The organism is Herpetosiphon giganteus (assembly GCF_016907925.1).
GTDB classification, from domain to species: domain Bacteria; phylum Chloroflexota; class Chloroflexia; order Chloroflexales; family Herpetosiphonaceae; genus Herpetosiphon; species Herpetosiphon giganteus.
On sequence record NZ_JAFBCZ010000020.1, the window covers coordinates 57658 to 69142 of the forward strand.

Below are 11485 nucleotides of genomic sequence, written 5' to 3' on the forward strand. Positions count from 1 at the left end.
GCAGCAGTTAATCATTAGCGATTAACTGCTGCGCTGTGGTTAAGCCATTGTTTGATTAGCCAATTTGGCCCGTCGACGCATCCACCAACTTTCATCCCAATTGGTATAGCAAATATGAATAATCATCACCAAGGGCAAAATCCAAGCAAACCGAATCGCAAAATCTGGTTCAATCGGGGTAAACACGACCCACACATACGAAAGCACGATCGTCCACCATTGAGGATAAAACAAAATAAACACAATATAGCTATAAGTGCCAAAAACTGGCGAGGCCAGCGCCATCATCAGAATACTGAGCAGCATGCGGCGTTCACGATCAGCAAACAAGAAGGGAATCCAGATGAAGGGCAAGGCAAAGCGCCATGTATCGCCTGCGGCTAAACGCCAAACGTGGGGCGGAAGCGCTTGGGTATTGCTCAGCCAGCGCACCGGCCAATCGATACCAAAGACCAAAAAACTTAACAGCAGCATAATTGCTGGCGGAATAACTATTTTCCAGAGCTGCGACCATTTTTGGCCAATAAGAAAGCCAACGATGACCAAAGCAGTAACCTGTGGCTTAATTGCCAAAAAGCAAATTCCCAGCCCTTGAAGCCATGAATTTTTTGATTTAAGCATCAGATAGAAGCCAATGCATAAAAAAATATCAACTTGGCCTAGTGAATATTGACCAAGCATTGGAAAGGCGATAATCACCAACGGATTTGCATCGAGCTTATAAATGAACCAAAACATGCCTGCAAAAACCAGCAAGCTCCACAAAGGCATAGCCCATTGATTATCGGGCAAGATCATCAATGGAACAAAAAACCAACGCGCATAATAGGGATTAAATCCACACGTATCACAACCTTTGGCAAACGGCATATAATATTTATACAGATCTTCACCAAACATCGTAATAAAGAACGATGCGATTACCAACGTTCCTGCAATAAGAATCGCACTAATCCAAGCAATTCGTCTAAAATTGATTGATGGTTGGGTCATAAAAGCCTTCCTCGTATGCTGAAGCAGTGTGCATCATACCAAAAAATGCTGAGCTTAAAGTTTGATATTTATTCTCTATAACAGACAATTTTTATCCGCAAAACATCAATTACTCATAAGCTATGGCATAATCAAGCTTGATTAACTTTGTGATTGAGGAGCATCGATGTCGCGGATCTATCCTAGCCAACCGTTAATTGGGGTCTCGGTGATGGTTTGGCATGCCCAGCGGGTGCTGTTGGTGAAGCGCTCCAAGGAGCCGTTGGCAGGCCAATGGAGCGTGCCAGGTGGCGCAATTGAGCTTGGCGAAACAATCGAGGCGGCTGCGCGGCGTGAAATTCGCGAAGAATGCAATGTTGAAATCAGCCCGCCACACTTTATCACCGCCGTCGATGTGATTCATCGCGACCAAAGCGAGCAGATTCAATATCATTATGTCTTGTTGGAAATGCAAGCAGAGTGGCTGAGTGGCGAGCCGCAGGCTGGCGACGATGCGCTGGCGATTGGCTGGTTTGGGGTTGACGATTTAAACGGCTTGGAGATTCATCCTGAAACCCGCTTATTGGTGAAAACCGTTGCCGCCCAACGCCTTGGTTAAACGCAAAACCCCGTCATGCCTAGCCGGCACAACGGGGTTTTTACGTACTGCAATTTAGAAATAGCCTAGTTCATCTTTGGCATCTTGGCTCATCATTTCGGGGTTCCAGAAGGGAGTCCAAACCAAGTTGATATTCACATCGTTCAAGCTTGGGTGAATCACTTCGAGCGCCTTGACCTCTTTATGCGCTTGATCGATAATTTGTGGGCCAGCTGGGCAAGCAGGCGTGGTCAAGGTCATATCGACGACAATTTGACGGCCTTCATCGCGAATATCCACGTTATAAATCAAGCCCAAATCGACGATATTCACCCCAATCTCGGGGTCAACCACGTTTTTGAGCGCTGAACGAACCATATCATCACTAAGCATTGAATTTCCTTCCTATAGCTCACACCACGCAGGTGTGCTTAATTTGAGAATGTTTCGGGTGGGATTTTGGCTGAATCCGTGCCAAGCTCCGATCGAATTTGATCGTTGCGATATTTCTTGATCGCGGCTTTGAGCGTGCCGAGGGCCAAGGTTGCGCAGCGTGGGCGCGATTGCACCACCTCGCGGCCTAGCTCATCGATCATCCAATTAAAATCAAGGCCTTCGACTGCTGTCAGGCTTTGACCTTGCATTTGTTCAAGCAAAATCGAGGCAGCTGCTTGGCTAATGGTGCAGCCCTCGCCGACAAATGCCACATCTTGAATCGCATCGTTGGCTGAATCGACCTTGAGATAGATTGTCACGACATCGCCGCAACCAGGATTACCACCAGGCATGGTCACATCCGGATCGGCCAGTTCGCCACGATGGCGGGGTTGTTCGTAGTGTTCGATTAAAAACTCGAAAGCTTCTTGGCGATCCACATTCGCCTCCATAACTGGTGCTAATATCTGTTTGTATTGTACACGATTATGCCTAAAAATTGGCTAGCTAAACGGCCAAACACCACCCCAAAGGATGGTGTTGTGGTCAAAGCTGTGGTTTGTTCGCGGTTTAGCGGCCAGCAGGCAAGCTATCGGCGGCATTCTTGGCAGCGCTATCAACAACCCCAATATTTAATGGAATTGAGCGCTCGAAGCTGCTGCCATCGGCGGTTGTGCCCGTAACCGTTACGGCTACTTGATACAAACCAAAGCCTTGTGGGCTACTGACATTAAGAGTTGCACGATCAACGCCTTTGGCCGCGAGGCTGCGGTTGGTTGGCATTGCGCTGTGCAATTCAGTGCCTTGTGGCGTGCCCGTCAATTGGGCCTTGATGCTTAAGCTTTGGGCATTCGCAGCATTGACCTTGAAACCCAAGTTTTGGTTGGGTTGGGCCAATAAGTTGGCAGCGTCAAGCTGTACCTTCAGGCTGCTTTCAAGCGTGGCATTGAACAAATAGCCAGTATCTGCTTTGCCACCACTGACCACCACCGACCAGGTGCCGCTTGCAGGCGCAACAACTTCAGCGCTGTAGTGGTATGCGCCACGGAAAAATTCGCCATCAAGCGCTGGTTTGTTGGCAGCATAGCGCTGGCCTTGGCTATCGACAAAGCTCACATCCAGATCAGCACTGTTGCTCACAAAATCAAAGCTCGCAGTTTTAACCCCAGTTTCGAGATTGAAGCGAATTCCGCTGCGGCTGGCGCTTTCGAGCATGCCACCGCGCAAAATGCTATTGGCTTCAATGCTGGTTGCTTGCTCGGCAACTGGGCTGGCGCTTGCATTTTCGACAGCTTTGCTGCGGAAGGTACTGCGAACGCTTGGCTCGATTGAACTCCAAACCACGCTACCCAAGCGAATATTGTCGTGGTCGTAGTTGCGGGTGAAGAGGCGAGTCGTTTGACGGGGATGAATTGAACTGCTAACCTGCACAACTCCATCGTTATCGCCTGAGATGTAGGCTCCACCAAACCACATCGCCGAGAAGAACGGGCCATGGTTGGTGCCGCCAGCGGTGTGGAAGCGCACATTATTGTAGTTGGCGCTGCCATCGGTTTGGGCGCGGAAGTTGTTCATATACGAGGTTTGCATTGAATAGGTGCCATCATCGCGTTGACCAAGCAACGAAGCCAGCCAACCAGCCCACCAACTGTTAGCCAAATCGGCCAGTTGCGAGCCACGATGCGGCGAGCTGAGGGTGACGATATTTTGTACCTTGCTGCTTGCGCCATAGTGAATCACTGCGCTATTGGTATCGACACCACCTTTGCTATGGGCGATAATGTTAACCGAACTAACCCCATAATGGCTTAAAATAACGTCTAATTGGCGATTGAGGGTTGCGCCGTTGGTCCAAATTGTTGATGAAGGGCCATCAACTTCGTCATCAATACTGACAAAGGCAGTCCGATAGCCAGCGGCATAGGCCTTATCATACATATCGTTCGTGCCGTGGTACATGGTTTCGCCCCACCAGTTGGGAGCCTTGCCGTGCAGACCATGGACAAAGACCAAAACTGGCTTGCTGCTGCTGTTGGCGGGCACAGCGCCAACCCAAACCCGACCTTTGCCAGATCCATTAACCTCGGCAATAATCCGTGGCGCTGGGGCGGCCATCAACTGGTTTGTTTGGGCTTGAACTGCTTGCTGGGGAAGGCTAAATGTGGCCAACATGAGGGCGATCAGGGCCAAAATAATAACAATCCGACGTTTCACGAACGACTCCTTTGCATTGCTCATCGTCACTGACGAACGATCATCGAGAGAAGCGACTGACGGATATTTGTGAGAATCGACTAGCGGATAAATGGGAGAGATTGGTGGATAGCAGCATCATAACGCAGAATGTCAAAATAGTCAAAAATTTATTAATAGCGCATTTTTGAGGAGATTTGGCAATGACCCAGCATCTTTGGCAGGTTGAATGGCTTCAGCAACTGTTGCAACAACCACATACGGCCCTCAATCAGCCAGCAATTCAACAGCTTGTAAGCGCCAAGGGCGGCCTAAATTCCTTTCTCCAAGCGCTTTGCCAACAAGCCTTACAGCCAGATCAACAGCGCTTGCTGCAATTGATTGTGGCCGAACCCCAACGTAGTATTGCCTATTACGCCGATAGTTTGGGCATTCACAGCACCACCTATCATCGCCATTTCAAAAAGTTATGTCAACAATTAACTACTCGCTTGAATGATGGGATTGCTGAGAGCCAACCAAGCGCCACCTTCAGCCTGCCAATTCCCCCAACCAGCTGTTTGGGCCGCAATAGCGAACAGCAAACGGTTAACCGGCTGTTGTCCAAGGGTCAACGCTTGATCAGCATTCTGGGCTTTGGCGGAGTTGGCAAAACCCGCTTGGCGCTTGCCATTGCTGAAGAACAGCAGGCCAACTATCGCGATGGCGTGTGTTTTTGTGGGCTAGCCAGCATCAGCCAACCGCAATTGGTTTTGGCCACAATTGCCGAGGCCTTGGGCGTAGCGATTGGCCCACAACAAACTGCCGAAAAAGCGCTCCAGCAGTTTTTGGCAAGCCGTCACTTGTTGCTGATTTTGGATAATGTTGAGCATGTAGTTGAAGGCGTGACCGCAATTGGCCAGTTGTTGCGCGCAGCAGCCCAGTTGCAAATTGTGGCCACCAGCCGCGTGCCGCTCAATTTGTATGGCGAATATATGCTGCAACTTCAGCCCTTGGCCGTACCAACCAAACCAATCGCAAGCGAAGATTTGGCTGAAACGCCAGCGATTGCGCTATTTCTGGAGCGTGCCCAGAGCCATGCTGCCGCACTGCAACCAGATGCAGCAACCCTTGAAGCGATTCGCCAAATTTGCAGCCAACTTGAGGGCCTGCCCTTGGCGCTCGAATTAGCTGCTGCCCATACCCGCGTGCTCTCGCCGCAACGCTTGGCCCAACAATTAACCAACCATGTGCTTGGGCTAAAAACCAGCATTCGCGATTTGCCCGAACGCCAACGCAGCCTGCGCAACCTCATTAGTTGGAGCCTCGATCTGCTTGAGCCAAGCCAGCAACAAGCGCTGCATGCTTTGGCAATTTGGCCCGCTGGTTGGACGATCAGCAGTGCCAGCTTTGCGCTTAATCTGGCAGAAACAGACCCTGCGCTGTATGAGATTTTGGGTAATTTGGTTGATCATCATTTGATTATGCAAGTGCCGCAGACTGAGCGCTGGGTGTTGCACCCATTTGTACGCGATTATGTGCTCGAACAATTAGCAAGCGACCAACAGCAACAGTTGGCGCAGCAGCATTTAGCTTGGGCCAGCCAACTCAGCGAGGCCTTTAATCAACATTTTGCTAGCGATCAACAACATTGGCTCGATCTCTTTGAAGCCGAGCACGATAATTTGCGCGCGGCACTTGCCTGGGCCAGCAGCAATCAGTATCCAATTGCAGCATTAAATATTGCGGTCAATAGCTGGCGCTTTTGGTGGGCACGCAACTATTTCCACGAAGGCCAACAATGGCTTGATCAAGCTCTCGCCCAAGCCACTAGCCAAGCCCAAACGCTTGAGCCAACCCTGCATTCGCGAGCATTAAACGCCTGTGGCGCAATGGCCTGGAGTCGTGGCGATATTGCTGCGGCCCAAGCCAGCTTTAGCCAAAGCCTTGCGCTCTACGATGCCAACAATAACCCCATTGGCGCAGCCATGGTGCGCAACAACTTAGCACTCGTGGCGATCAAACAACAAGCCTATAGCCAAGCCGAAGCCTTATTTGAATTAAATGCCGCCGTCTTTGGCCCCAATCCAGAGCAAGCTGCCAACTATGCAGCAACCTTGAGCAACTTATCGATGCTAGCTCGCTATCGGGGCGATTTGCAACGGGCCTATGATCTGGCCCAGCAAACCCTCAGCTTGCGCCAACAGCTCAATAACCAGTGGGCTAGCGCAACCTCACTCACCAATCTTGGGGCAATTAGCCTGCAACGCGGCGAATATCAGCAAGCCCAAGCCTACTATCAACAGAGCTTGCAGGCCTTACAACAGCTTGGCGAGCGTGAAAGTATTGCCGAATGTTTGGAGGGCATGGCGATTTTGGCAATTCAGGCGGGCAATTATCAGCTTGGCGCACAACGCTTAATTGTGGTTGAACAGCTACGCGAATCGATTGGCGCGCCACGCTCCGAGCCAGAACAAGCCTTGTTGGCTCCATGGATTGCCCAGCTTGAACAACACTTGGACGCAAGTGCCTATCAACACCTCAAGCAGCAAACCAGCCTTGATTTGCTCAAACCCATGATTGAACAAGCGCTCGACGAGGGATGAAAGAACATACAGCATAGAGCAAAAGTCAAAAATCAGAAATCAGAAATTAAAAGTCAAAATAGATGTCAAGGATGGGAGGCTTTTGGCTATAGGCTATTGGCTATCGGGGAGCAGAACCATAATCAAATAAATCTGTGGCGAAAAAACTTAACCTTCGCGTTCTTCGTGCGCTTCGCGGTTTCAACGGCTTAATTTTTAACGCAGAGGCGCAGAGCATATCAGGCTATCGGCGGTTGGCTATCGGGGAGCAGAACCATAATCAAAACAATCTGTGGCGAAAAAGGGTTTAATTGTTGAGGGCTGAGGATCAGTTGCTCCTTCTGGACTTATAGCCCAAAGCCAAGAGGCTATACCCACATTTGATTGACGATTAGAATTATTGTTGTTATACTTGCCTAGAGAGAGATTGCAGCTTCCCATTCTATCCTCTTATCTCAACCCTAACACTACAATAAATTCATTCACAACCCAGCAGTTTGGCCTTGGTCTCTTGCGAGATCCTTGTGATCTCGCAGTATTCCAATTACGGAGGATAGGATGATCATTCGTTCGATCTGGAAGCATATGCTGGTTTTTCTTCTTTTAGCCCTCTTCTTTAGTTGGAACACTCGGCCTGTTAATGCTGTTATCAATAACAATGGTAGTGGTTTTTGTTGGCAAAGTGGGGCTGCATGGCCGTCAAATAGTGTTAGCTATAAAATAGATCCTACTATTCCAGCCAGCTGGACGACAAATATCAATACATCCGCAACAACTTGGACAAATATAGGTTCAAGCTCATTTACATTGAGTAATAATTCATCATCAGCAAATGTTATTAGCAAAGGCAGCCTTGCTAATCCAAGCCATATTGCGTTAGCCTCAATCTATGCTTCTCCGACAACAATAAACAAAGTACTTGTTGTTTTTGATCAGACTGACTCATTCACAACGATACTACCCGCATCGCCAGAAAGTCATTGGATAACCGAAATTATGACCCATGAATTTGGTCATTGGTTTAATCTAAGGGACAATTATAGTTCCATGTGCAGGAGCGTTACAATGTATGGGACATTTGAATCAGGCGAATCCTATCGAGCTTCACTTACTTCATATGATATTAATGGGGCTGCATGGCAGTATCCATAGGCTTATTTTTAGCAGCCTATATGCTAATTAATTCCATATAAGGAGCTGTGACAAATGTGGTATAAAACTAAGCTAATCCGGCGACTTTTCGTGGTGATTCCTTTAATTGCGCTTGGAATCATACTGCTATCGACCCGTGCTTCATCAAATACCCTTGATACAAACATAGCTATGCTTGAAGAACGAGAGCCGATTGTTATCTCAAGTTATGCAGCCATGGAGTTTAAAAGTCTTGAAGACCTGATTAAACAATCAGATCTGATTGTTCATGGGGCGGTATCTACGGCTAACCCATCGCGCTGGAATACGCCTGATGGAACATTACCAAATACTGTGACTCTTGATACTATTTCTGCTGACTTTATTATTTATACCGACATGGTTTTTGAGCCAAAAACCGTCTTAAAGGGAAATTCATCAAACGATCAACTGATCGTTCGAATATTTGGGGGCAGCGTTGGGAAAGATCAGATGACGATTGATGCAGAGGAGCTTAAGCCTGGTACAGAATATGTCATCTTTCTGGCAAAAGATACAGGCTCAACTGCTCAATTAGGGCCTGAGCACTACTTAGTTTTCGGTTCAACCCAAGGTATCTATGAGATCACCGAAGGTCGCGTTGTTGCGCAAACAGCATTACGAGGCGAACAACAACGAACTGATCCTGCCCAATTAAGAGACGATAAAGCCTTAGCTGGACTGTCTATGGATGAACTCATTCGTCAAATCGATCAAGCAAAATAGGATCAGGGTAATGGCAGAAGGCAGAAAAGCAGAGAACAGAGAACAAGTCAAAAGTCAAAAGTCAGAAGTCAAAAATCAAATAGATGTCAGGGATGGGAGGCTATTGGCTATTGGCAATCGGAACATGCTTCGTGAAATTCGTGGAATTCGTGGCTAACAAACTTAACCTTCGCGCTCTTCGTGCGCTTCGCGGTTTCAACGGCTAAATTTTTAACGCAAAGGCGCAGAGGATGTGAGGCTATGGGCTGTGGGCTATCGGAACATGCTTCGTGCAATTCGTGGAATTCGTGGCTAACAAACTTAATCTTCGCGATCTTCGCGATCTTCGCGTGCTTCGCGGTTTCGTCCTTCGTGCGCTTCGTGAATCAATCTTCAAGACAATCGATTACCCTTTTTCGATTCCATCCTTGCTGCAAACGCTTGTAAATAGTCATTCAGTTGATAATCAAGCGTATAGCCACGCCGCATTGAGCCGTCAATAATCCGCATCGCAAATTCTTCAGGATCAAAGGGAATCACCAAGTATTCAGTATAAAACACCGAAGGCTCGACGTAAGAACTATATACCCGTTCTTTATGTCTGCCACGGTCTAGGAGCATATAGATATTCAAGCCTCGGTGTTGATCAGCGGTAAGCGTTAATGGCGTATGGCCCATATACCAAATTATAATTTGCACCTGCTGTGGCTGATCAATGGCGGGAACTGCATCAAGCAGCACCAATTCAGCGCCTAAAAGCGAACAAACTTCTTGGATAGCCTCGATTAATTGAGGCTCGCGTGAGCCATACAAGCCAATATGTAAACTCATTGATGGCTCCAAAGTCAAAAATCAAATAGATGTCAGGGATGCGAGGCTATTGGCTATTGGCAATCGGAACATGCTTCGTGCAATTCGTGGAATTCGTGGCTAACAAACTTAACCTTCGCGTTCTTCGTGCGCTTCGCGGTTTCAACGGCTAAATTTTTAACGCAAAGGCGCAGAGGATGTGAGGCTATTGGCTGCTGGCTGTTGGCTATCGGAACATGCTTCGTGAAATTCGTGAAATTCGTGGCTAACAAACTTAACCTTCGCGTTCTTCGTGCGCTTCGCGGTTTCAACGGCTAAATTTTTAACGCAAAGGCGCAGAGGATGCGAGGCTTTTGGCTAACGGAATATGGTTGTGGTAACTCAAACATTCCGCTAGCCCATAGCCTACAGCCAATAGCCTTCTTTTAGCGCGGCGCATCGGCCAAGACAAAAATATCCAAATCGCGGTCGCTGTTGATCAATTTGGTCAGCAACGAACCGCCGCGCAGCTCATCCCAGCGTGAGCGCACAGGCCGCCCAATAAAGATGCCAGTTGCATGCTGCTCGTGCGCCACTTGGAGCATCGCCGCTGCCACATCTTTCTCCTCGATAATCACCACCTCGTGGCACAACTCTTCTGCATAATCGAGGTGTTCGCGGGCCGCCAAACGATAGCCACTTGAGCCACCACCAGGCGGGCGAATATGCACCCCAATCAGCAATGCGCCCATGCCATAGGCCAAATCGGCGGCCCGTTGCAACAAATACATGGCACTAGGATTGAAGCCAATGCCCACCAGCCAGCGCGGACGTTCGGCGCTATCGCTCAATGGGCGGCGAATTTCGAGCAAGGCGTGGGTTGCAGCGCGCAGTTGATTCAACACATCGAGCCGCAGCGAGGTGCTACGCGCTTGCTCTGCTTCTGGAGGAGCCAGCAAAATCCCTTCATCGAGTTGGCGAATAATATCAATTGGCTCAGGATCGATCAGCACCAACTCGCTGGCTTGCTCCAAGGCCGTTTCAGGAATAATCGGCGTTGGCGTAATGTCAGTCAAACGGGTAAAAATAGGCGCAATCGTGGTCAAATTATAGGCATAAATCGTTGACCAAACTGCAATTCCGGCCATGCGCAATTGCTCGACCAGCTTCAACGGCTCAATTGGCTGATCTGGCAAGCCATGTTGATGCGCTAAGTTGCCAAGCACAATAATTTGGGGTGGATCACGCAGAATCGTTTCGAGATCGAGCGCTTCAATCCGTTGATTGTTTTGGCGCTCGTAGATTAAAGGTAAAGGCCGCAAACCACGGGCAAAATCGCATAAATAATCGCTTGAAGCATTAAAGGCAATCCCAACATCATAGCCTTGGGCTGCCAACAGTTGGGCATCGGCCATCAACCGACGGGTGCAGCCAATGCCTGGCGCTAAGCTCAAATAAATGCGATGTTCGCCATAACGGTGTGAAGCGGATTCAGATCGCATGGAGACCTCATTGCATAGATTGAGCTTTAATTATACCTGTAACGTCAATCGCGTGCCAAAAGCATCTCTGGCAAAACTCGGACCACAATTGGCCGCCCGCGTAAATCGCGCTGAGCATAGAACAAAGCTCGTCCTGCTTCAAGTTGCTCAACATTCTTGGAAAGTTTGGGGTTAGCAAGCCCAAAGCCAATTAAAAAGGCCCCAAAAAAGATCGTAAAGGCTCCACCAAAAATATAGGCACAAGCATAGGCAATCACTGCCCAAATCAACCATGCCAAGATAGGCAAGGGCTTGAGCGCTGGCAGCAGTTTAAAATCGCGGGCGGTTTCGGCCTTTAGCAAGCGTTCGCGTAATTTACGCCAATGGATCTTAATTTGATAAAAATAAATTGCGACTGGAATCACAATACTTATCCCGAGCATGCCCGCTAAATCTGCAAACTTAAAGCCAATTTGGCGAATTTCAAAGCCAAGAAACAGCACGCCTAAGCCAAGCAAGATGCCGCCAGCGATGCAGAGCCAACGCCCGACTTGGCGTAATTGTTCAGTTAAGCGCAT

The 11485-nt window shown here is 48.6% G+C and carries 11 protein-coding genes; 4 read left to right on the forward strand and 7 right to left on the reverse strand.

Annotated elements, in window-relative coordinates; all coding sequences use genetic code 11:
* Positions 1-39: 39 nt before the first annotated feature.
* Positions 40-993: a glycosyltransferase 87 family protein gene (locus JOD20_RS17450; RefSeq protein ID WP_204756492.1), complete on the reverse strand. Its 954-nt coding sequence runs from the start codon at positions 991-993 to the stop codon at positions 40-42.
* 166 nt (positions 994-1159) lie between these two features.
* Between JOD20_RS17450 and JOD20_RS17455 the strand changes: the two genes are divergently transcribed.
* The gene (locus JOD20_RS17455; RefSeq protein ID WP_204756493.1) at positions 1160-1591 is read left to right on the forward strand and encodes an NUDIX hydrolase; all 432 of its coding nucleotides are present in this window, start codon (positions 1160-1162) and stop codon (positions 1589-1591) included.
* 54 nt (positions 1592-1645) lie between these two features.
* On the opposite strand, the gene JOD20_RS17460 is transcribed toward JOD20_RS17455, so the two are convergent.
* The 3 genes from JOD20_RS17460 to JOD20_RS17470 all read right to left on the reverse strand — a co-directional run bounded on the left by JOD20_RS17460 (position 1646) and on the right by JOD20_RS17470 (position 4219).
* Positions 1646-1963 carry a metal-sulfur cluster assembly factor gene (locus JOD20_RS17460; RefSeq protein WP_110515384.1) on the reverse strand — a complete coding sequence of 106 codons (318 nt, stop codon included), beginning with the start codon at positions 1961-1963 and terminating at the stop codon, positions 1646-1648.
* A 38-nt stretch (positions 1964-2001) separates the two neighbouring features.
* Positions 2002-2445, reverse strand: a complete 444-nt coding sequence (locus tag JOD20_RS17465; protein WP_204756494.1) for an iron-sulfur cluster assembly scaffold protein — start codon at positions 2443-2445, stop codon at positions 2002-2004.
* 130 nt (positions 2446-2575) lie between these two features.
* Positions 2576-4219 carry an alpha/beta fold hydrolase gene (locus tag JOD20_RS17470; protein WP_204756495.1) on the reverse strand — a complete coding sequence of 548 codons (1644 nt, stop codon included), beginning with the start codon at positions 4217-4219 and terminating at the stop codon, positions 2576-2578.
* A gap of 182 nt (positions 4220-4401) precedes the next feature.
* Here JOD20_RS17470 and JOD20_RS17475 point away from each other — a divergent pair, with 182 nt between their 5' ends.
* The 3 genes from JOD20_RS17475 (at position 4402) to JOD20_RS17485 (ending at position 8658) form a co-directional block, all read left to right on the forward strand.
* Positions 4402-6783: a tetratricopeptide repeat protein gene (locus JOD20_RS17475; protein WP_204756496.1), complete on the forward strand. Its 2382-nt coding sequence runs from the start codon at positions 4402-4404 to the stop codon at positions 6781-6783.
* A gap of 537 nt (positions 6784-7320) precedes the next feature.
* On the forward strand, positions 7321-7914 hold the full coding sequence (locus JOD20_RS17480) for a zinc metalloprotease (RefSeq protein ID WP_204756497.1): 594 nt from the start codon (positions 7321-7323) through the stop codon (positions 7912-7914).
* A gap of 54 nt (positions 7915-7968) precedes the next feature.
* Positions 7969-8658: a hypothetical protein gene (locus JOD20_RS17485; RefSeq protein WP_204756498.1), complete on the forward strand. Its 690-nt coding sequence runs from the start codon at positions 7969-7971 to the stop codon at positions 8656-8658.
* A 372-nt stretch (positions 8659-9030) separates the two neighbouring features.
* On the opposite strand, the gene JOD20_RS17490 is transcribed toward JOD20_RS17485, so the two are convergent.
* From JOD20_RS17490 to JOD20_RS17500, 3 genes are all read right to left on the reverse strand, one after another.
* Positions 9031-9468 carry a hypothetical protein gene (locus tag JOD20_RS17490; protein ID WP_204756499.1) on the reverse strand — a complete coding sequence of 146 codons (438 nt, stop codon included), beginning with the start codon at positions 9466-9468 and terminating at the stop codon, positions 9031-9033.
* A 404-nt stretch (positions 9469-9872) separates the two neighbouring features.
* On the reverse strand, positions 9873-10928 hold the full coding sequence (locus JOD20_RS17495; RefSeq protein ID WP_204756500.1) for a histidine kinase: 1056 nt from the start codon (positions 10926-10928) through the stop codon (positions 9873-9875).
* A gap of 44 nt (positions 10929-10972) precedes the next feature.
* Positions 10973-11485, reverse strand: coding sequence for a hypothetical protein (locus JOD20_RS17500; RefSeq protein WP_204756501.1), 513 nt, complete (start codon positions 11483-11485; stop codon positions 10973-10975).

Coding starts and splice junctions, on each gene's coding strand:
- JOD20_RS17490 (WP_204756499.1), bottom strand. CDS start 9,468: ATGAGTTTACATATTGGCTTGTATGGCTCACGCGAGCCTCAATTAATC.
- JOD20_RS17450 (WP_204756492.1), bottom strand. CDS start 993: ATGACCCAACCATCAATCAATTTTAGACGAATTGCTTGGATTAGTGCG.
- JOD20_RS17460 (WP_110515384.1), bottom strand. CDS start 1,963: ATGCTTAGTGATGATATGGTTCGTTCAGCGCTCAAAAACGTGGTTGAC.
- JOD20_RS17500 (WP_204756501.1), bottom strand. CDS start 11,485: ATGCGCTTAACTGAACAATTACGCCAAGTCGGGCGTTGGCTCTGCATC.
- JOD20_RS17485 (WP_204756498.1), top strand. CDS start 7,969: ATGTGGTATAAAACTAAGCTAATCCGGCGACTTTTCGTGGTGATTCCT.
- JOD20_RS17475 (WP_204756496.1), top strand. CDS start 4,402: ATGACCCAGCATCTTTGGCAGGTTGAATGGCTTCAGCAACTGTTGCAA.
- JOD20_RS17495 (WP_204756500.1), bottom strand. CDS start 10,928: ATGCGATCTGAATCCGCTTCACACCGTTATGGCGAACATCGCATTTAT.
- JOD20_RS17455 (WP_204756493.1), top strand. CDS start 1,160: ATGTCGCGGATCTATCCTAGCCAACCGTTAATTGGGGTCTCGGTGATG.
- JOD20_RS17480 (WP_204756497.1), top strand. CDS start 7,321: ATGATCATTCGTTCGATCTGGAAGCATATGCTGGTTTTTCTTCTTTTA.